At 56.3% G+C, this 19,296-nt stretch carries 19 protein-coding genes, 1 tRNA gene and 1 pseudogene; 10 read left to right on the top strand and 11 right to left on the bottom strand.

What is annotated here, in order from left to right; genetic code table 11:
- The first annotated feature begins 172 nt into the window (after positions 1–172).
- Together E8D52_01140 and E8D52_01145 are read left to right on the top strand one after the other, a co-directional pair.
- Entirely contained in the window at positions 173–1,309 is a 1,137-nt protein-coding gene (locus tag E8D52_01140) for a hypothetical protein (protein TKB70925.1), read from the top strand.
- 22 nt (positions 1,310–1,331) lie between these two features.
- Entirely contained in the window at positions 1,332–1,583 is a 252-nt protein-coding gene (locus tag E8D52_01145; protein ID TKB70728.1) for a type II toxin-antitoxin system HicB family antitoxin, read from the top strand.
- On the opposite strand, the pseudogene E8D52_01150 reads toward E8D52_01145, so the two are convergent.
- From E8D52_01150 to E8D52_01175, 6 genes and pseudogenes are all read right to left on the bottom strand, one after another.
- A pseudogene (locus E8D52_01150) lies at positions 1,555–1,761 on the bottom strand (sigma-70 family RNA polymerase sigma factor). The gene E8D52_01145 and the pseudogene E8D52_01150 sit on opposite strands and share 29 nt — an antisense overlap.
- Before the next feature lie 100 nt (positions 1,762–1,861).
- Positions 1,862–3,568 carry a hypothetical protein gene (locus tag E8D52_01155; GenBank protein ID TKB70729.1) on the bottom strand — a complete coding sequence of 569 codons (1,707 nt, stop codon included), beginning with the start codon at positions 3,566–3,568 and terminating at the stop codon, positions 1,862–1,864.
- Positions 3,569–3,595: 27 nt separating this feature from the next.
- Positions 3,596–3,901 (bottom strand): hypothetical protein, encoded by a 306-nt coding sequence (locus E8D52_01160; GenBank protein ID TKB70730.1) that lies wholly within the window; start codon positions 3,899–3,901, stop codon positions 3,596–3,598.
- Between the two features lie 17 nt (positions 3,902–3,918).
- The gene (locus E8D52_01165; GenBank protein TKB70731.1) at positions 3,919–4,548 is read right to left on the bottom strand and encodes a sigma-70 family RNA polymerase sigma factor; all 630 of its coding nucleotides are present in this window, start codon (positions 4,546–4,548) and stop codon (positions 3,919–3,921) included.
- A gap of 58 nt (positions 4,549–4,606) precedes the next feature.
- Positions 4,607–5,845 (bottom strand): hypothetical protein, encoded by a 1,239-nt coding sequence (locus tag E8D52_01170; protein TKB70732.1) that lies wholly within the window; start codon positions 5,843–5,845, stop codon positions 4,607–4,609.
- 338 nt (positions 5,846–6,183) lie between these two features.
- Positions 6,184–7,563, bottom strand: a complete 1,380-nt coding sequence (locus E8D52_01175) for a ribosome biogenesis GTPase Der (protein TKB70733.1) — start codon at positions 7,561–7,563, stop codon at positions 6,184–6,186.
- Between the two features lie 83 nt (positions 7,564–7,646).
- Between E8D52_01175 and E8D52_01180 the strand changes: the two genes are divergently transcribed.
- Positions 7,647–8,336 carry a haloacid dehalogenase gene (locus E8D52_01180; GenBank protein TKB70734.1) on the top strand — a complete coding sequence of 230 codons (690 nt, stop codon included), beginning with the start codon at positions 7,647–7,649 and terminating at the stop codon, positions 8,334–8,336.
- On the opposite strand, the gene E8D52_01185 is transcribed toward E8D52_01180, so the two are convergent.
- Entirely contained in the window at positions 8,333–9,043 is a 711-nt protein-coding gene (locus E8D52_01185) for a class I SAM-dependent methyltransferase (protein TKB70735.1), read from the bottom strand. The two genes, E8D52_01180 and E8D52_01185, sit on opposite strands and share 4 nt — an antisense overlap.
- Positions 9,044–9,054: 11 nt before the next feature.
- Here E8D52_01185 and E8D52_01190 point away from each other — a divergent pair, with 11 nt between their 5' ends.
- Genes E8D52_01190 through holA form a run of 3 tightly spaced genes read left to right on the top strand, consistent with a single transcriptional unit; the run spans position 9,055 to position 13,246 of the window.
- Positions 9,055–11,490, top strand: a complete 2,436-nt coding sequence (locus E8D52_01190; protein ID TKB70736.1) for a leucine--tRNA ligase — start codon at positions 9,055–9,057, stop codon at positions 11,488–11,490.
- A 4-nt stretch (positions 11,491–11,494) separates the two neighbouring features.
- Positions 11,495–12,121, top strand: a complete 627-nt coding sequence (locus tag E8D52_01195) for a hypothetical protein (protein ID TKB70737.1) — start codon at positions 11,495–11,497, stop codon at positions 12,119–12,121.
- Positions 12,122–12,139: 18 nt separating this feature from the next.
- Positions 12,140–13,246, top strand: a complete 1,107-nt coding sequence (gene holA, locus E8D52_01200; GenBank protein TKB70738.1) for a DNA polymerase III subunit delta — start codon at positions 12,140–12,142, stop codon at positions 13,244–13,246.
- Here the strand turns inward: holA and E8D52_01205 are convergent.
- Complete coding sequence (locus E8D52_01205) at positions 13,224–13,496, bottom strand: 30S ribosomal protein S20 (protein ID TKB70739.1); 273 nt, start codon at positions 13,494–13,496, stop codon at positions 13,224–13,226. The genes holA and E8D52_01205 overlap by 23 nt on opposite strands.
- An 83-nt stretch (positions 13,497–13,579) precedes the next feature.
- Between E8D52_01205 and pyrF the strand changes: the two genes are divergently transcribed.
- Positions 13,580–14,293, top strand: coding sequence for an orotidine-5'-phosphate decarboxylase (gene pyrF, locus E8D52_01210; protein ID TKB70740.1), 714 nt, complete (start codon positions 13,580–13,582; stop codon positions 14,291–14,293).
- 170 nt (positions 14,294–14,463) lie between these two features.
- A tRNA-His gene (locus tag E8D52_01215) sits at positions 14,464–14,540 on the top strand.
- Positions 14,541–14,799: 259 nt separating this feature from the next.
- On the opposite strand, the gene E8D52_01220 is transcribed toward E8D52_01215, so the two are convergent.
- The gene (locus E8D52_01220) at positions 14,800–15,450 is read right to left on the bottom strand and encodes a hypothetical protein (protein ID TKB70741.1); all 651 of its coding nucleotides are present in this window, start codon (positions 15,448–15,450) and stop codon (positions 14,800–14,802) included.
- 470 nt (positions 15,451–15,920) lie between these two features.
- On the opposite strand from E8D52_01220, the gene E8D52_01225 reads away from it, so the two are divergent.
- On the top strand, positions 15,921–16,232 hold the full coding sequence (locus E8D52_01225; GenBank protein ID TKB70742.1) for a hypothetical protein: 312 nt from the start codon (positions 15,921–15,923) through the stop codon (positions 16,230–16,232).
- Between the two features lie 60 nt (positions 16,233–16,292).
- Here E8D52_01225 and E8D52_01230 read toward each other — a convergent pair whose 3' ends face one another.
- Positions 16,293–16,514 (bottom strand): hypothetical protein, encoded by a 222-nt coding sequence (locus tag E8D52_01230; protein ID TKB70743.1) that lies wholly within the window; start codon positions 16,512–16,514, stop codon positions 16,293–16,295.
- Positions 16,515–16,653: 139 nt separating this feature from the next.
- Between E8D52_01230 and E8D52_01235 the strand changes: the two genes are divergently transcribed.
- Positions 16,654–17,478, top strand: coding sequence for a hypothetical protein (locus tag E8D52_01235; GenBank protein ID TKB70744.1), 825 nt, complete (start codon positions 16,654–16,656; stop codon positions 17,476–17,478).
- Between the two features lie 46 nt (positions 17,479–17,524).
- Here the strand turns inward: E8D52_01235 and E8D52_01240 are convergent, their stop codons facing one another.
- Positions 17,525–18,916, bottom strand: a complete 1,392-nt coding sequence (locus E8D52_01240) for an NAD(P)/FAD-dependent oxidoreductase (GenBank protein ID TKB70745.1) — start codon at positions 18,914–18,916, stop codon at positions 17,525–17,527.
- Between the last annotated feature and the right edge of the window lie 380 nt (positions 18,917–19,296).

Consider the following 19,296-nt stretch of genomic DNA (forward strand, 5'->3'; position numbering starts at 1 on the left):
GAGGGCGAGCGGCCACAGCAGCCTTCGCGGCTTCTTCGGTTCTGACAGCGTTGCATTCGATCCCTCCAGCCCCAGCCTGCGAGAAAACATCGCAAAGGCGAAGGCACAAGTGATTTATAATCTCGCCACCGGTGCCACTGGCGATGACCAGGAAGACGCGATCAAGGATCATATGGTTAGATCAGAGAATAGTTACGAACTCATCAAAATGCTTCGTGCCATTGATGGGTGGGCGGGGCTTGATGACGAACTGCCTGAAGGACACCTTGATCCTATCGCTAAGACGATCGCTCAGGTGCTCGACCAGCGAGACTATGAAGTGTACAAGTTGATTCGACGCTACCTCAGCCTGCTCGACTATGAAGCAAGCCCCAATCTTGGAGACTGCTTTGTGCGGCTACTGCTCTGGCCCAGAGAGTTTCAAAACAATGAATTTGACTTCCTCCTCGACCGCAAGGCGGAGCTTTTAAAAACAATCACCACCGCCAGCATGCGTGAACGATCCAATATGGTAGCTGCAGCGAAAATCGATCCAGCCGCCGTAATCGGGCAGTACATCGTGGCGACACCCCATCGTTCTACCGATCTGGTCGCCTTGATGCACGAAGTCAACTATACAACACGCATTTGTTCCTTCCTGGTGAGGCTGGATTACCAACCACTCTATAATGTGATCGCAGAGATGGTCGACCCTGCCAAGACAAATTCTGAGCGCACCGCCTGCTGGGACACGTGCAGGCGCCTACGACTAAAAGAATTCCCAGCCGCAGCAAAGGCGGTCGAAGTAGTGGGTAGCAACGAAGCGAAGTCTACCGTCAACCGATTCATGGGAGCACTTGACGCGGCGATTGCCAATTTTCCACCGACACTGCCGGCACCGACCGCTGTGGGAGCGATAGTGGCGGCGCTGGGTAATGCAGGTAACACCCTGAGTGACCTCCGTACCGCAATTACCAATCTGCCGGATGCATTGGCCGGTGCTATCACCATATCAAACATCTTTGGCGCAGACCGTGATGACAAAGCACGACAACTCATAGGAGAACTTGACACTCAGGGGTGGCTCTCAAGCCTAGCGTTCACAATCAAACTCGAGATGGTGAACTGGCTGCTGTCCTCTCCTGGCCTGGTAGACGTTACCACCGATGATGAGGAAAATGCGATCAACAGCGTTATGCAGGCTGCTAAAGACTATGACCAAGCCGAACTCTACCAACTGGCACGAGCCGCAGGCTGGGAGTCGCTCTACTCAAACGTTAATGGTGATCAGTACGATACGCTGGAAAACATCTTAAATCAGCCGGTGTAGCGATTGCAGTGCTGCCTGGGGCATGTTGCTCTTCACGGAGGAAGATTCTGAGGCAGGATTCACTACCACATCTTGGCGCAACATCGTGGTTGAGGAAGGTCCAAACAATTTCGGGGCGTATGTTGCCGATCTCCCCGGATGCGTTGCCGTAGGGAGATCCGAAGAAGAAGTCTTACACCTGATTCACGAAGCTATCGAGTTTCATCTTGAGGACACCGACGACCTGAAGGGGTCAGGTCTATCATTTAGACAGCTTCCTGCTCGCCGCGCTTGAGCCGCCGACTCACCGTCACCTCATGGATGCCCAGGTACTCCGCAATCTCCCGCAAGCGCTACCCATACTGGCGATAGGCCACCGCGATCAGGTGTGCCTCGGGCCCTCCTCGGTCGCCCGTTATTGGCGGCGTTAGTACGACAGGGCTGAGGACCGCTTTATGGCCGTACGATCTCAGCGGCGAACTTCCGCTTCTGGCCGGAAGCGGACTTTAGCGAGACTCGAGTTCATCTGACATGGTCTGTCCGATGAAGTGACGATGAATACAAATGAGGTGACTACTCCTTGGATTTCTCAGTCGCGGCTAGGATGGGCTGGAACATCGGATCGGCGTCGAGCACGGCCTTCAATCCCTCACTCGCGAGGAAATACCGCCAGACCTCATCATCTTTTCCTGGTATGTCGTCAAACCAGCGTTTGGCCTCAGTCAAGTGCTGTAGCATCTTCCCTTTATCCCCGTAGCCCGGCATGAAAATCATGCTGTAAGCCATGGTGTATTCCGCGAGAAACTTGTCGAGCGGCAACTCGGCGAGGGCCGATGAGGCCTGAGCATCCTCGTACGCTCGGACGCTGTCGGGGTCGTGCAAGATCCGATTCCAGGCCACTTTGTTGATGCGGGACCAAGCCAGCTGTAGGAGCGCTTCAGCCTTGGGTGTCTTTCGGTCAGCTGGAATGTCTTTGACCAACGCTTCGAACGTCTCGATCATCGGAATCTGGTCATTGTTCCAGCGATAGGCCATGCCGAGCCGGAAGCGGGCATCCAACTGCTCAGGATGGGTGTTCGCAAGGGTTTCCAACGCAGGCAACAGCCGGTACAGGAAGTCTGCCGGGGTCGGTTGTGAGAATCCGCCCATCTCCATGCCGTTTGCGAGGTCGAGGCGACCGGCAGTCGCATAGGTGTTCCAATAGAACTCATTGACGGTCAGCGATAACGCCGGATCCTTGACGGTCAGTTTGTGGCTCTGGGCGGCTTCTCGAAGCAGGACCGCATAGAGATGTCTGCTCAGAACTGTCAGCGCATCGACCTGATGCGGATCGATGATCAGGATGCGATTGAGCAGGGCGACGCGATCGCGTAATTCAGGAAACGCGGCGGCGCGAGCAGCAGCGGCGGTCAGCGTTCCTGGCTGAGCTTCAGGACCCCACCGGACAATAGAGTCCGGAAGGGCGCGACTGATCTCCGTCGTGAACGGTAGCTTGTCGGCCACCATGCCCGCTGCTTCAGGTGTGGTGGCAACAGGGAGGTGGAAGACAGCCGTGTCGCGTGGGAACCCATGGGCTCTGAGTCCGGTGAAGATCACCCATTGTGTGGTGATGGATTTCATGGCGCGTCGCTCGCGTGTGATCGTGTTCGTCCACTGGACCGTGCCCGGACGGTACATCACCGGCGAGGTGAGAGGGTCATGATAGTGGACGGTCAGCGCGACCAGCGTGGTCGGGACTCCGATGACTTTCCCGTTCGGCTTCAGTCGGAAGGACCCGTTGGGGATCGGATGGACGTCGCTCACCGTAAGATGAAGGCCTGTTCCGGGCGGCGAGATTCCCAGCGCATCCATCACAAAGGCGGAGGCAGGAGCGCGGGACAGGTTATCTCCATAAAATACGAGCGGACCGGTACTGGGCCAGAGGACATTCATCCCAATATCCGACCGTTTCATAAACGGGGCATGAGCTGCGGTCAGCTCTTGCCAACAAGCCTCATGGGAGGTGTCCGTTGCCGGAGGGTTTGGAGAGCTGGCCGACAGCACCTTCAGGAGCTTGTATTGACACGCGAAGTCCAGTTGCCCTGTCGTGATTTTGTCGCCTTGAGCGATCGCTTCGGCATAGCGAACGGCTGTATCGACGGCGGCCTTGTGGGCGGTCTTGTGTTGAGTTGCCTTGTGAGGAGGTTTGGACGCCGCAGTCACAAGGTCAGGCAGGGTCGTCTCAACGGCCGTCAGTAGTCCTAACAGGAGTAGCATTCGAAGTAAGAGGTTTTTAGTCATGATAAAAAAGAGTCACGCTGTTGTGGGTTATCGAGACGAGGCGGTTTTCAGAATTTTCTCACGCATCGACGCCCGGTCGGCTGTCGATAGCGTCGGGGCCGGACTGTGGCGACAGAGCGATACGGTTTGGCGCAACGACATCACGAAGGTTTCACAATTAGGACAAGCACCCAGATGTTGACGAATTTCTTGGCAAATATTCGTGGACAGTTCGTCATCGATATAGGCGGACAACTGGCGCAGGATGCGCAGACATCGGCTTTTCCCATGCGTGTGTGGCTGCCCAGTCGTGGAAGCCTGCCGCTTCGGTTTGGACGCGCTACGCTGTGCCATATGGAGCAGTCCCTCCGTTACCCACGTGGGTCGTGGTTGTGATCAGTGAGTGGTTCACCGAGGCCTCGCGCACTGAGTTGACGGCGTACAAACAGTCGAGCCCGGTGCAAGCGCGATTTCACCGCGCGCTCGTTCAAGCCCATGATGGCTCCGACTTCCTTGGCGCTGACCTCTTCCATGTCGCGAAGCACCAAGACGGTTTTGTACTTCTTCGGTAACTGGTTGATCGCAGCATCGAGCGCGGCTCGCAATTGCTTATTGTGGAGCGCGGCTTCAGGGCTGAGTCCATCGATCGGAATTTGCAAACGGAACTCGCCATCAGATGTCGGGATGAATTCCTCGAGGGATAACTCTCGTTCCGGGGCACCTTTCCGTCTGCGCCGCATGCGCAGGCATGCCCGTGAGGCGATGGTATAGAGCCACGTCGAAATCTTGGCGTCACCACGGAACTTGTCGAAGCCTCGATAGGCATTCAAAAAGGTCTCTTGTACCAGATCTTTCGCCGCTTCCGGTTCGCCGCACAAACGATGGGCGAAGCGATAGATGAGGTCTGCATGATCCTTGTACAGCGTATCAAAGTTCTTCACGGATTGAGGATCCATGGAGGACGAGGCCCGCGAGCGGCGAATTGTGGATGCGGCATTCATATGCAGCGAAGTCTACGAGGGGATTAAAAAGAGAGTCAAGACGAAGCCTCGACGGTGATCACTTCATCCGGTGAAATTCAAGGACGTCGCTCTGCCCGTTGAGTTCCACCGTAATAGGGGTCCCTTCCCGTGCCCCGTTCAGCGCGGATCTCCCAAGCTCTGCCGGGTAGGTCTGTTCTCCCTCCGGGGTCCAGAGCCGGATGCTGGCTCGATCTGGAGTGGCAAATTCCAACGGTCCTGTGATGAAACGGCGGATAAGAATCGAATCACGAGATGCGGCAAGATCGGCTACGACGGAGTCGTTATGCATATGCAAGGTCATGGTCTGCCCGATCTTGGCATTCTTGATGCCGATCTTGGTGTTGACGTTGACGATGCCGATGGGCGTCTTGAAGAAGATAAAATTAGACTTCATTTTGGAGATCGTGCCGGTGAGCAACAGATGTGTCTTGCTTCCCGGGGTGGCGACCTGGCCGATTTGAAGATCGAACTGGAGGTCATGCACGCCGATGATGCTACCCGTGCCGTCCACTTCCACCGTGACAGACTCGCCGTTCTTGGGGGCTGCGAGGACAGGTTCATAGGCTCCCATGCGGAAGGCTCTCAATCCATCATTTGGCGTCCAAAGCAGCAACTTTGTGCCGTCTCCGTTGTCTCGCTTGAACGGTCCGGTTAGGTAGCGGTGGACGAAAGTCCCATCAGTTCGCCTCACGATATCAATGACCGTATAGTCTTCGTGGACCATGAAGGACACCTCTTGCGAGGCAGGGAGGGTTTTGAGCGTGGTCTTCGAACTGAGCGACATGAGCCCGATCGGTGTCTTCAGGAAGACGATCCCTGGCTTGGCCCGCCAGACCCGTCCGGTCAGTCTGATGGAGGGGTTCACCTCGGTGCGGATGGGAGCAGCTTCAACGGTCTCCTGCTGAGCAGTGGGAGGACTTTCCACTTGTGGTGGAGCGGCTGGAGAACTATCGGTGGACTCAGCCGATGGAGTCTCGCTGCTCTGGGGCTCGACGGCAGCGGGGACTTCACTCTGAGGGGGAGTCGGTGCAACCTCGTCGATCTCCAATGGCTTGGGCGCTGCCTCATCGGTCTGGGGCTGATTGGTCTGAACCTGCGCCGTTATAGAGGGATCGAGTAAAGAGGAATCGAGCTGAGATTCCAAAGGGATAGACTCAGAGGGTGGCGCCTGAGTTTTCTCTCCGTCTGGAGGACCTGCTGTGGCGCATCCAGCATGGATGAGTCCGAACAGAAACACCGCCAGAAAGAATTGTCGAGAATGTTCCGATCGATCCATGGAGAAGGTGTTCAGTATGGAAGTGTGAATGTGTTGTTCTGTCTAGGCGGAAACCCCGCGATCTTCAAGGTCATGGTGCCGTCACCAATCTCAACCTCTCATGCGAATAACATGAGTTCAGAATCAGAGTCAACCCGAAAGAGGGTGTGCCTGAACAGCCTCGAGTACGCTCGTGGCTCCTGTCCATACCCTGAGGGTCCTGTGTCCTATGATGAATACGTAAGGGAGTGAGGGTGACACGGTCACTGCCTGCGACGTGAAAAATACTTGGTCTTTGCACAGACACATCGTGTGTGAGTGGGAGAGGGCAAGACGGGGATTTTCGAAGAAGGGTATGCTTACTTCTTCCTGACCATGAGGCGGAGCGGGGTGCCGGTGAAGTGGTAGGTCTCGCGCAGTTGATTCTCCAAATACTTCAAGTACGAAGGCGTGAGGTCTTCCGGGTGGCCGACAAATAAGGCAAAGACCGGCGGTTTGGTGGCCACCTGGGTGATATAGGCGGACTTCGTGACAGCCGACGGCTTGTGCTTGCGGGCCGGCAACGGATGGGTGTCGAGAATTTTCTGTAGCCAGGTATTCAGCGCGCCAGTGGGGACACGCTTGGTGAACATAGCGTGCACGTCCTTGAGGAGCGGGAAAAGACGGTGGACGGAGTCCGGCTTGAGAGCTGATCCATACAGGATTGGAGCCCAGGTCAGAAAGGAAAGCCGTCGGCGGAGTTCCAGCTCATATTCTTGTCGGGCCTGAGTATCTCCGTCTCGTAAGTCCCATTTGTTGATCAGGAGAATGCAGGCGCGGCCTTGCTTGAGAATGGATCCAGCGATCTTGGTGTCTTGTTCCGTGACTCCTTCCACCCCATCCAGGAGAAGGACCCCGATGTCGGACCGACCGATGGCTCTGAGTGATCGGAGGACGCTGTAGCCTTCCACTCCACGGTCGATCTTGCCGCGTCGCCTGATGCCTGCTGTGTCAGTGAACACGTAGCGTTGATCCTGGTGTGTGACCAACGAGTCGATGGGATCGCGCGTCGTTCCTGGCACATTGCTGACGACGACCCGTTCTTCTCCCAGCAACGCATTTACGAGGGTGGACTTGCCAACGTTCGGGCGTCCCACCACGGCCACGCGAGGCAGTGGTGGCACGTCTGCTTCGTCAACCGATGGAAGGAGCGGATAGATGTCATCCAGTAATTCAGCGACACCCAGGCCATGTTCGGCGGAGATGGGATAGAGCTCGTCGGCACCCAATTTGTAGAAGTCGGCGAGGAGGGGCTCTGATTTCGGAGTGTCGATCTTGTTGATCACATAGAACAGAGGTTTGGTCACTCCGCGTAGTAGCCGCACCACTTCATGATCCGGCGGGGTCAATCCCGATCGACCGTCCAACAGAACGATGAGGATATCCGCTTCGGTGATCGCCAGTTCCGACTGCCGTCGAATCAGGGTCAACATGCTATCTGATGAAGAGAGATCAAGCCCTCCCGTGTCGACCAACCGAAACTTTCGATTACGGTAGGTGGCATCCGCATAGTTCCGGTCGCGGGTCACGCCGGGGATGTCGTCCACAATAGCGATCTTTGCGCCTAAGATCTTGTTGAACAGCGTCGACTTTCCCACGTTCGGTCGGCCGATGATGGCCACAAGCGGCGGTGGTCCCCCTTCTGTTGGGGGCAACGGCAGCGTCGGTTCTTGTGTGGGAGCGGATTTCTTGCGCGGCATGAGATCTTCGACCGTAACACAGGGTTTTTCTCAAAGACAACCAGCCTCGTTTTCTCGTCAGCCGTTCGGCTATACTTTGGGTTATGACTCAGCAGGCAGCATCCAGTGCACAGCACGTTGTCGACTGGACTCACATTGACGACGTGCTGCTCGATATGGACGGCACGTTGCTCGATCGCCATTTCGATAACTTCTTTTTCGAGGAGGAGCTGCCGCGTCGGTACGCCACGCTCCACGCCATCCCGTTTGAGGAGGCTTGTGATCGCCTGATGGCGATGTACCGGTCAGTCGAAGGCGAACTGGCGTGGACGGACCTCGATTACTGGACGAAGCGGGTCGGTCTCGACGTGGTGGCGATGCACAAGGAACTCGATCACATGATCGGTTTTCTGCCCGGTGCCGAGGAATTTTTGCGCCATCTTCGGCAACTCGGGAAGCCTGTGACCATCGTGACGAACGCCCATTCTACCGGTGTATCGGTTAAAGTCGCCAAGACTGGGTTGGATCGGTACGTCAACCGCATTGTAGACGCGTTTGAGGTTGGCTATCTCAAGATGCGGCCGGAGTATTGGCCGAACTGTCAACGCTTGTTGGGGTTCGATCCGTCGAGATCTTTGTTTATGGATGACGATGAGGGCTGTCTGATGGCCGCGAAAGCATTCGGGGTGGCCCACTTGGTTCACAGCGCCAAGTCGAGTTCGCAATTACCGCCGGCGCCGCTTCCCCAGTTTCTCTCCATTGCCGGATTTGCACCGCTGTTCAATGGCCGCTAATGCTGTCTGGTTGCCGTGCCTCGGTACATCTCACCAGCCAATCTTGGCACACTCTGCATGCTGAATCGATCAAGGTGAGCGATTGATAGGCCGGATTGGGTAATCAGTCGATCAATCTGCCGGTTCAGGTGACATCCACAGCCCACTACATTTTGAATTGGATTCAACCGGTCCTGCCACGCGGCAATCTTCTGGTCCTCGCTGCGCCCATGTTCCAGGAATAGAAAATGTCCTCCCGGCTTCAGCACCCGCGCCACTTCCTGTAACGCTTGCACCGGATTGGGAATCGTACAGAGCGTCCAGGTGCTGACGACATAATCGAAATATTGATTGGCGTGAGTCATCGCCTCAGCGGCGCCCTGCTCGATGTGGACGGGAAAGGGCAGAGAGGCGCTCCGTGCGAGAACCGTCTTCGGGAGAAGAACGGTCGGATCGACGGCGTACAGATTTCTGACAGTCTCGGGATAGTGGAGGAGATTGAGCCCAGTCCCTATGCCGAGCTCCAGGACCTCTCCCTGGGTTACGGCCAGGAGCCTCTGACGCAAGCGTTGAAATTCCTCACCCGCCATCACCCACTCCATGAGGCGAGGAAAAATATGATCGCCGTAGAATCCCATTGCGCCGGTAGTATAACAGGGGCTTTGGCTGACCGAGTTGGGAACTTGTGACCCCCCTGGGGCTATGTTAGAGTCCTCCGTTATTTTCATGTGGAATGAGGATGAGTAAAGGATACGATCATCACGCCATCGAAACGAAGTGGCAGCAATACTGGGAGGAGCACCGGACGTTTCGCGTCACAGAAGATTCCAGTAAGCCAAAATTTTATTGTCTCGACATGTTTCCCTATCCGTCCGGAGCCGGACTCCATGTCGGCCATCTCGAAGGGTATACCGCGACCGATATTGTCTCGCGCTATAAGCGGATGAAGGGCTTCAACGTTCTGCATCCGATGGGCTGGGATGCCTTTGGGTTGCCGGCGGAACAGTACGCCGTCAAAACTGGGATCCACCCCGCTCTTACCACCGCTCAAAACATTGCCACGTTCAAACGCCAGATGAAGCGTGTGGGGCTCTCGTATGACTGGGAGCGAGAACTCAGCACCACCGATCCGCAGTACTATCGGTGGACGCAATGGATTTTCCTGAAGCTCTTCGAACGGGGATTGGCCTACGTGGCGGAAGTTCCTGTGAACTGGTGTCCGGCGCTCGGCACCGTGCTGGCCAATGAAGAAATCGTCGACGGCAAGAGTGAAGTGGGTGGCTTCGATGTGATTCGCAAGCCGATGCGCCAATGGGTGCTCAAGATTACGGCTTACGCCGATCGACTGCTTGAAGACTTACCACTCGTCGACTGGCCTTCCAGTACGCTGGAGATGCAAAAGAATTGGATTGGCCGTTCGATCGGCGCGGAGGTCGATTTTGTCCTGGCAGATCAGAACGGCGCGATTCGCGTGTTCACGACCAGACCGGACACGCTGTTCGGCGCGACCTATATGGTTCTGGCGCCTGAACATCCGCTGGTAGATGTGATCACGAGGGTGGAACAGAAAGAGCCTGTTGCAGCCTATCGGGCGGCGGCGGCGAAAAAGAGTGATCTCCAACGGCAAGAGCTCGAAAAAGAAAAGGCCGGCGTCTTCACCGGCGGCTACGCGATCAATCCGGCAAACCAGGAACGGTTGCCGATTTGGATCGCCGACTATGTACTGATGAGTTATGGAACCGGGGCCATCATGGCGGTGCCGGCGCATGACGAGCGAGACTGGGCGTTCGCGCAACAATACGCGTTGTCGATTCGCGAGGTCATTTCCGGCGGGAATGTTCAGAACGCGGCCTTCACTGATACGGATCGCGGGAAGGTCGTGAATTCGTCCACTGGCGATGGCACGTTCTCACTCAACGGCCTCACGCCTTCCGAGGCGATTCCGAAGATCACCGATTGGTTGGTGAAGCAAGGACAGGGCACGCGAGCGGTCAACTACAAACTCCGGGACTGGCTCTTTGCCCGCCAGCGCTATTGGGGGGAGCCGTTTCCCATTGTGTGGGTGGACGGAGAAGCGCGTCCGCTTCCGGAAGAGCAGCTTCCCCTCGTGTTGCCGGATTCCAACAACTTTAAGCCGTCCGGCACAGGAGAGAGTCCATTGGCGAACTTGGACCAGTGGCTCGTCACCACCGATCCCACTACCAATAAACCGGCTCGGCGCGAGACCAACACCATGCCGCAGTGGGCCGGATCTTGCTGGTACTACCTGCGATTCATCGATCCTAAGAACGCAACACAGCTCGTTGATCCTGAAAAAGAGCGCTATTGGATGCCCGTAGACCTGTACATCGGGGGCAGCGAACATGCCGTCCTGCATCTTCTGTATGCTCGGTTCTGGCATAAAGTTCTGTTCGATATCGGCGTCGTGAGCACTCCTGAGCCATTCAAGAAATTAGTCCATCAGGGTATCGTCTTGGGAGAAGACAATCAGAAGATGTCGAAGTCCCGGGGAAACGTGGTGAACCCGGACGACATGATCGATCAGTTCGGCGCAGATGCCGTACGCCTCTATGAGATGTTCATGGGACCGCTCGAAGCGATGAAACCCTGGAGTATCAGAGGGGTGGAAGGCGTGACCCGTTTCTTGGAACGAGTCTGGCGGCTGATGGTCGATGAACAAGGCCGGCTCTCACACGCCGTCGTCTTAGCTGAACCGAGCCTTGATCACCAACGGTTGCTTCATCAAACCATCAAGAAGGTGACTGAGGACATCGAGGCCCTCCGGTTCAACACGGCGATCTCACAGATGATGATTTTCACGAATGAGATGACGAAGGCGCAGCAACGGTCTCGATTGGTGATCGAGCCGTTCGTCTTGCTGCTCTCGCCGTTCGCGCCGCATGTTGCCGAGGAACTCTGGGACGTGCTGGGGCACCAACCTAGTGTGTCACAACAGCCTTGGCCGATCTTCGATCCAGCGATGACGATGAGCGAGCGCATGATCATCCCGGTTCAGGTCAATGGTCGGCTTCGGGCGAAGATCGATGTTCCCGTAGGCACGTCGCGTGATGAGCTCGAACGACTGGCTCGCGCAGAGGCGGCGGAGTGGATCCAAGGTAAAGAATCAAAAAAGGTGATCTACGTCGAAAAGAAGTTGCTTAACTTCGTGGTGTGAGGACATGTGTGGTTCGCGCACTCGACACGCAGGACTCCGTACACCGCTCTCGGCCATCGGGTGCCTCACGGTGATGACTCTGTTGACCGCCTGTGGGTACCAGTTTCGAGTGGAGGGAGCTGGCCCAACTATCGGAGGAGCCTCTGCGACCGCTTCCCAAGAGTCTCCGCCGCGCCTCATCATCCGGACATTGCTCAACAACAGTTTTGAGCCGAATGTGGAAATGCGATACACGAACTACCTCCGCGAGGAGTTTTCAGCCGGCAGCGGGGCGCAGGTTGTGTCTGATTCTGAAGCGGCAGATCTTGTGTTGACCGGGCAAATCCTGTCGGTGATCGTGCCAACGCTCAGTTTTTCGTCGACAGCAACGTTGGAAAGCAGGACTGAGGTGGTTGTCCAGGCTCGGGTTGAAGACGTCCGGTCAAGAAAAGTGGTCTGGAGCCAAGTCGTCAAAGGGGCGTCGGAGTTTTTCGTGACACCCGATCTCCAGTTTAATCGCGCGCTGCAGAATCGCGCGATTGAGCAGGCGGGTCGCTTTGTGGCGGCTGATCTGGCGGCACGTTTCTTGTTGCAGCTCGAGACCGGGGCGCTCATGAAGCAAGCGTCTGCGCCGGCTCCTGTGTCTCACTAAGATCGAGGGTCTGGACCAATGGCATCCACCGTGAGCCCTGTGCAACTAGAGGTGGCGCTGAAACAGCAGGCGCCCGGGTCTCTGTACCTCATTGTGGGGGAAGAAGACCTTCTGCGGGATTCCGCGCTTGCTGCCATCAAGCGCGCGGCTCTTGGCAGCGAAGGAGATGAATTCAATTATGAACTATTTTATGGAGATGACGCGAGCGGAACCGATATTCGGAACAGTGTGGCGGTTGTGCCAGTCTTCGCGGAGCGTCGCGTCGTTGTGGTGAAGGCGGCGGAAAAACTGACTGCTCGAGAAAGCGAGCCGCTGCTCGACAGTGTGAACAATCCGGTGGACTCCACGACGCTGGTGTTCGTGAGCCCGAAGCTGGATGGTCGGCTGAAATTTTCACAAGCTCTGGCGCGCGCGGCATGTATGGTCGATTGCTCGCCCCTCCGCGAGGCGCAGCTGCCTTCTTGGATTGCCCGTGAAGCGGAACGGGTCGGGCTTCGCTTAGAGGACGCAGCGGCCTACGTACTGCAGGAGGCTTGCGGCGCATCGCTCTATGGATTACGGAGAGAACTGGAGAAGCTGGCTTCCTATGTGCCGGCCAATCAGGCGGTGACCGCCGCCGATGTGCATCTGTTGCGTGGGATGGAGCCGGGGGCCTCTGTGTTCGACTTGACGTTGGCTATCGCGGAGGGTCGCCGTGGACAGGCGCTTTCCATTGTGGCGCGGAATCTAGAAGCAGGAGAAGCCCCGCTTCGGATCCTTGGCTCGCTTGCGTGGCAGTATCGCCGTCTCTGGAAGATCAAAGAGCTGCTGGCCAATGGCGGTCGTGAAAATGAGGCAGCGAGGAGCTTGCGCATGGACCCGTTGAAGGTCCGCTCCTTTCTCGATCGGTTTTCCGAGCGACATCTTCAAGCCGCGCTCGGGCTCTTTCTGGAAACCGATGGGAGGCTGAAAGGGGGCAGCGGCAGTCGGCCAAGAATGGTGCTGGAGCGACTGCTGCTGAAGCTGTGCGAAGGTACCGCAAGTACACACGGTGAACAGCCGAACCGTCCTCCGGCGTCACCGAAGCGGGTTCCTGGACAGGTACTGTCGAACGTCCGGACGATTAAGAGCCGGACAGCCCGTTGACGTGCAACGCCAGGCGAGAAATTCGGCGAGATGCGGTATTGGGATGAAGCGCACCTTTCGAAACGGCTTTCCCGATCGCCGAGGTGGCTTCCAGCAAGGTGGTTTTGGCCTCGTCAGCCTTTTTCCCGGCTACGGCGGACTGAACCTTCTTGATGATCGTCTTCACCGCGTTCATCGTGGCCCGGTTCCGATCATGTCGTCGCTCAGCTTGACGCGCACGTCGAATCGTCGATTTATGAATCTGAGGCATCGATCACTCCTATGAAAAAAAATGACTAGTATCATAATATCTCGCCGGTCGTCAAGGATCGGCATTCAAGAAGGAGTATGAGTATGGTGAAGACTACGGCACGTGACCGACTCATCTTTGCATTGGATGTGCCCTCAGCGGCGGAAGCAGACCGGCTCTTAGACCGGCTCCAGGGGCATATTTCGTTCGTCAAGGTCGGCCTTGAGCTCTACACCGCAGCAGGCCCCGAGATGGTGAAGCGGATTGTGGAGCGGGGCATGCGGGTGTTTCTCGACCTTAAATTTCTCGACATCGAAGAGACAGTTCGCCGCGCGACAAGTCGGGTTGCGGACATGGGAGTGGAGTTTTTAACCATCCACGCGAACCGCAAGGCGCTGATAGCGGCTGTGCAAGGGCGAGAGGGTTCGGCACTGAAGCTGCTCGCCGTGACCGTGCTGACAAATTTCGACAGTCAGGACCTCCGGGAAATGGGGATACAGCGGACGGTTCAAGATCTGGTCACAGCCCGGGCAGCGCTCGCTTCAGAAGTTGGCTGCGACGGGGTGGTGGCCTCCGGTGAAGAAGCAGCGGCCATCCGGCAGAAAGTCGGGCGAGACTTTGTGGTTGTCACGCCGGGAGTCCGGCCAGCCGGCAAGGGAGTCGACGACCATGCACGGGCCACGACGCCTACGCAGACGATCGCGTCCGGTGCAGATTATCTTGTGATCGGCCGACCTATTCGTGATGCGGAAGACCCAGCAGCAACAGTGGCGGCCATCACTGCAGAGATGCAGGCGGCCTTTGATGCACGAGGGTAGGCATCATCGGTCAATCGTCGACGGTGGGAGGTACTGTGGAGCTTCAACCGTCGATCACCGCGTGACTCTTGACGGTTGGTGACATGCCCTAGCGGGTTGCGGCCACTCCAGTGTCTTTGCTAAGATCGCCCTTTACCGTATCGGTTGCATTCTGCGCATTTCCCTTCATGGTGGGTGTAGCTCAGTTGGTTAGAGCGCCGGATTGTGGATCCGGAGGTCGCGGGTTCGAAACCCGTCATCCACCCCATACCCCTTCCTGATAACCTCTTGGGGCATCAGCAGATCTGAAGATTTTGGTCCGGCGAACCTCGCCGCTGGTTGCGCCGAGGTTGCAGAATTTGGCTGTAGCACCGGCGTATTTATCGGTCGACGGCTTGCTTATTCCCACCAGGAATTAGATGGCCGTACAGGTCCACCGTGACCTGAATGGAGCTGTGGCCCATCTGATCCTTCACATAGATCACACTGTTGAAGGAACAGTCGGTTAGGCTTCTGCTCCCGAAGGGCTAATTGCCCACAATCAGATTTCTGCCGGTTCTGACACGATCCGCTTTGAGAGCAACCATGCGCCGAAGGATGTGGCGTGCTTCGCGCAAGATCTTCCCGGGCTGGCGGTTGCAGAGGGTATGTGTCTCGGTCTCCTGAAATTCCGAGTCACTGTACCACCGCGGTTTGGCAGGCATATCAGCCGAACCGGTTTTAATTGCAAGGAATCGACGCAGAACCTCCTCCATGGATGGAATGGAATGTTGTGATAGGGCGGTCTCACCATGGGGTGTCTTTTCTCTGGCCTGAGGTGAGGTCTCATGATCGGCGGTTCGTGACATCCAGATGAGCCCGAGTTTGTGCCGGAGAAATTCGGTAACCCAGGCTTGATCGATCGGTGCCATCTCCCGGGCTTCAATCGCAAACTCATGATCTTTTACCCACAGCACGGTCGCATGATGGATACACAGTGGTGCGGATCGTTCGGGGACGGATACCTGCAGAGTTAATCGCATACCGGGTATCACCGATATTGATCCCACCACTCGCCAGCCTCGAGAGGTTAGATCTAGAATGGTCCCTTCTGCGAGAAGTGCGTCATTTCCGTATACCACGGGCCAGCTGACCGGAAATCGACTATGGTGCCGCATGGGATTCGTTCTGTTCGTCATGAGTTCTCCTTCCGCTTGTGTCCATTGGCCTGATAGATCAAGCGTAGCGGAGAGAGTAGGCGAGCGCATCCCTCGAAACATCTACCACAAAAGAGGGGGGCTCATTCTAAGTGCATAGCCCACGTTACGTACCTTGGGGGGGCCTGGGCTTTGGGCGACACAGGGGGAATGACGCACCTTCTATCTATAGGGATCAGTGAAAAGACCACGATGATGAATTGGCCAGGACTCGTCACTCTGATCGGGCAGGGGGACAAGCGTGTCTAAAAGTCTATTATGGGATCGCGTGAGCGCTGGAGCCATCGCGACGGTTAGAGAAGAGAGTTACGCGTGTTGCGAGTCAATGTGCTTCTTGCTTAATCGTCGTATGCCAAGGTGACAGGCATCCTGATACAATGACGGAAGGCCGGTCAGTGCCGGGAATCCCTACTGGCCACCATGATGCGGCCACGGAGACTGACCGTCCCCACATGTGGAAAGGAAATGTCGCGATGCATCGGCTTATCATCAGCGCACTGAACGGTTTCCTGCTTCTGGCCATCACCATAGTCAGTCTGCCAAATTCCGCCTTCGCCCTTCCGCCCGTTCAAGGAGAAGTTGTCTCCATAACGGTCGGTATTCCTGGAACGATGGTCATTCGAGATGAAAAAGGGCAGCTCCATATTCTGAACCTCACGCAACAGACCCAACTCGGCGGCCAGTTTAAGGTGGGCGACAAGGTGCTGGCCTTCTTGAGCCAGTATGGCGTGAGTGCAGTTCAGCCCCAGACGGGAAGTCGGTAGTCCGGTCCGATCTCCCAATAGATCCATAGACGCAGAGGATGCCTCTCCGTATCTACGCGTCTACTTTCCCCGAAGTATAGTCAGGAGTCCAACCGCACCGAGGAGCCCACCGAGGATGATCAGGAACGAGGACGTGGTTGGTACGCCGGTTTCCTGCGGAGGGGGCCAATCGACAGAGAGCCCAAGCGCAATAAGGACGATGCTGAGTGCAAGCACCCCTTTCCAGCGGATGGTGATCCGCCGATCTGTCTCGTGAGCTTCTTGAGACTGCTTTTCCGACATTGATCCTCTTGAGCTGATTCACGATCAGCATGGCGCCTTGGAACGGCGACAGTCAAGGACCAGTCTTGCTCTTGTCGGGAGTTCCTCTAAGGGCGTATGGTTAGCACATGCAAGACCCAGAACATCAGGCAAGGTTTTCATGGCGTGGTTGACGAAGTGCTGGAACTGGTTCTGGCGGCAAAGCCTCCTCAGTAAGGTTGCCATTTTTGGCCTGTTTGCGGCCTTTATCCCCTTTGTCCTCCCGACGGTTGTGAACTGGTTCAGACCGACGATGATTCATGTCGGCGTATCGTTCTATACGTATGAACGGGGCATTCAGCCACAGGGCATGAATACGCTCTATTTCTTTGAACGACGCAATCTGGTGTCTGATTGCAGCATCCGCCGAGAGGAACAATCGGTGCCGAATGGTCGGGCCAAAGCCCCCGATTCGCAAGCCTGGGTGCTCATCAAGCTGTTGCTTGAAAATGTGTCCGATCGCGACATCACAAATTTGCGGGTGGGTGTCCGGTCTCCCGCCATCAATCAGTTGACGCAGCTCCTGACGGCCCCAAATCGTATGGTCACCATCCAGAAAGAGGCACCGCCTGATGTGAAGCCATTGTATGTCCTCTCGATCGCGACTCTTCCTGGGGAGAGTTCGGCGGTCGTCACCTTCAAGACGCCTATTGACGACAATCTGCGAGAATTTATTTACGCCAAGCGCCGCCCGGTGACCATCCAGGTTTCTTATGTTTCGGCGGACCAGTTCAGGCAATACCCACCAATCGTTTCGCGCACGAATGTGGTCAAGATATTGAATCGTGAAGGCGTCTTGCGGACCAACGATGAGGCATTCGCTGAAGAAAAGCTCCAGGTGACGATGTTGCCCCCCAATGAGCCGTCGATGAAGGAAGGAGCAGCTTCGTATCGGACTCTTCCTAGGGCCAAGGCTTGTACGGAGGCAGAGGCAGGCGTGTGGTGATCTTGGTGTGGAAAGCTCGTGTCGAACGAGAAGGCGAGTCAACCTGTCAATTATGGGCTTCCTGATGCCGATTTCTCGTAAGAAGGCTCTTGGCTGCTGATCGCCCTGCCAGCCCGCCTGTCGTCCAAGCCCATTGAAAATTGAACCCCCCGATTCGGCCGTCGCAATCCAACAGTTCCCCGGCGAGATAAAGTCCAGGGAGCAGCTTTGATTCCATCGTGCGATAGTCGATTTCCTCCAAGGGCACGCCTCCGGCCGTGACTTCAGCAAAGTTCCACCCGCGGTCGCTCTCGATCGGAAATCGAAACCTGGTCAGAGCGTTCAACAACCGATCTCGATCCGTGCGTGCGACCTGAGCCATGATGTGCTGCGGATCGCAAGAACTATGACGGCAGAGTGATTCGGCGAAGCGATCTGGAACCAGTAATGAGAGGGTTCGTACGACCGAGCGCTTCGGATGTTCAACGGTCTGTCTGATAAACCATTCTTTCAATGCCTCAGATGATCGACCCGGCACGAAGTTGCCATAGAGATCCACACGTACGCCTTGATTCGTTGCAAGGGTCCAGAAGCGGCTGGCGTCCATGACGACGGGGCCGCTGATCCCGAAATGGGTCCAGAGCAGGCTTCCTGTTCGTCGATCAGCTTCTCGACCATCCACCTGAGTTGTCAGCACTACTTCCTGCGAGAGGCCTGAGAGCGTCGTGTGAAACATCGAGTGATGCAATAGGAGCGGGACTAATGCTGGAACCGTTGGTGTCACGTGATGGCCGAGAAAGCGGGCCAGCCGATACCCAAATCCATCGCTGCCTGTTTTCGGCAACGACTGACCACCGGTGGCGAGAATGAGTCGGGTGGCATGGAGCAGGCCATACCTATGCCGAACTTGAAAGCCGGATTCGGACCGCGTGACCTTGTTCACACGATGATCTGGGCATACCGTGACACCCGAATCCCGCGCACGCGCAAGCAGTGCATTGAGAACAGTGCGTGCCTTGTCGGTGGTGGGAAACATCTTGCCGGTGTCTTCGCGTTTCAATTCAATACCCAATGAGGTAAGCCATGCGATTGTCTGTTCAAGTGAACACGCTGCAAGAACGTTGCGGATGATGTGTCGGTTGCCAAAAAAATCCTTCGATGTCACGCGATCATGCGTGACATTGCAACGTCCTCCGCCTGAGACCAGAATTTTGGCCCCCAATGACTTCGCCCCATCGAGCAGGTAAATCCTTGCGTCTTGGCTGTGTTCTCTAGCTGCGATGGCAGCGGCAAGGCCAGCCGCTCCTCCGCCAATAATGGCGACATCCGCCGTGGATGTTTCATGGGTGGATGGTGTTGGATTCTTCACGGAGTGTTTCTCAACCACTTTCTGTACAAGACTTCGCAGCTGAGTCCGTGACGTCCTCGCGGAGCGTTGAACGTTCACACCGATAGGCACGCGGCATAACGTGCTGAAAAGTTAGATGATGACCGAACGCGACATTAGAGTCTTTTAACTGGCTGTTAACTCGGGGTTAATCTCACGATGCTACTGTACCCCTCGTGCATATGTGACGTGATTGTCATCATTCATCTCAGCAGGAGGGACGCCATGACTTGTCTGAAATGCAAAGGCCTAATGATCCAAGAGCGTCAACCAGCGGTCTCGTCTAGTACTGTTATTCTGCGCTGTCTCAATTGTGGGCTGATCATTGATCCCTTGATCGAGCAGAATCGCAGCAACCACATGCGAGCCAAGGCGGCTTAGGAGCAGAGTCCTATTCCGGTCATCCACAAGACTATGGGATTGATCGGCATGGTTGGAGTGGATGTCGCGCG

It is taken from the genome of Nitrospira sp., assembly GCA_005116745.1.
Taxonomy (GTDB): domain Bacteria; phylum Nitrospirota; class Nitrospiria; order Nitrospirales; family Nitrospiraceae; genus Nitrospira_D.

Coding starts and splice junctions, on each gene's coding strand:
- E8D52_01140 (TKB70925.1), top strand. CDS start 173: ATGGTTAGATCAGAGAATAGTTACGAACTCATCAAAATGCTTCGTGCC.
- E8D52_01145 (TKB70728.1), top strand. CDS start 1,332: ATGTTGCTCTTCACGGAGGAAGATTCTGAGGCAGGATTCACTACCACA.
- E8D52_01155 (TKB70729.1), bottom strand. CDS start 3,568: ATGACTAAAAACCTCTTACTTCGAATGCTACTCCTGTTAGGACTACTG.
- E8D52_01160 (TKB70730.1), bottom strand. CDS start 3,901: ATGGCACAGCGTAGCGCGTCCAAACCGAAGCGGCAGGCTTCCACGACT.
- E8D52_01165 (TKB70731.1), bottom strand. CDS start 4,548: ATGAATGCCGCATCCACAATTCGCCGCTCGCGGGCCTCGTCCTCCATG.
- E8D52_01170 (TKB70732.1), bottom strand. CDS start 5,845: ATGGATCGATCGGAACATTCTCGACAATTCTTTCTGGCGGTGTTTCTG.
- E8D52_01175 (TKB70733.1), bottom strand. CDS start 7,563: ATGCCGCGCAAGAAATCCGCTCCCACACAAGAACCGACGCTGCCGTTG.
- E8D52_01180 (TKB70734.1), top strand. CDS start 7,647: ATGACTCAGCAGGCAGCATCCAGTGCACAGCACGTTGTCGACTGGACT.
- E8D52_01185 (TKB70735.1), bottom strand. CDS start 9,043: ATGAAAATAACGGAGGACTCTAACATAGCCCCAGGGGGGTCACAAGTT.
- E8D52_01190 (TKB70736.1), top strand. CDS start 9,055: ATGAGTAAAGGATACGATCATCACGCCATCGAAACGAAGTGGCAGCAA.
- E8D52_01195 (TKB70737.1), top strand. CDS start 11,495: ATGTGTGGTTCGCGCACTCGACACGCAGGACTCCGTACACCGCTCTCG.
- holA (TKB70738.1), top strand. CDS start 12,140: ATGGCATCCACCGTGAGCCCTGTGCAACTAGAGGTGGCGCTGAAACAG.
- E8D52_01205 (TKB70739.1), bottom strand. CDS start 13,496: ATGCCTCAGATTCATAAATCGACGATTCGACGTGCGCGTCAAGCTGAG.
- pyrF (TKB70740.1), top strand. CDS start 13,580: ATGGTGAAGACTACGGCACGTGACCGACTCATCTTTGCATTGGATGTG.
- E8D52_01220 (TKB70741.1), bottom strand. CDS start 15,450: ATGACGAACAGAACGAATCCCATGCGGCACCATAGTCGATTTCCGGTC.
- E8D52_01225 (TKB70742.1), top strand. CDS start 15,921: ATGTGGAAAGGAAATGTCGCGATGCATCGGCTTATCATCAGCGCACTG.
- E8D52_01230 (TKB70743.1), bottom strand. CDS start 16,514: ATGTCGGAAAAGCAGTCTCAAGAAGCTCACGAGACAGATCGGCGGATC.
- E8D52_01235 (TKB70744.1), top strand. CDS start 16,654: ATGGCGTGGTTGACGAAGTGCTGGAACTGGTTCTGGCGGCAAAGCCTC.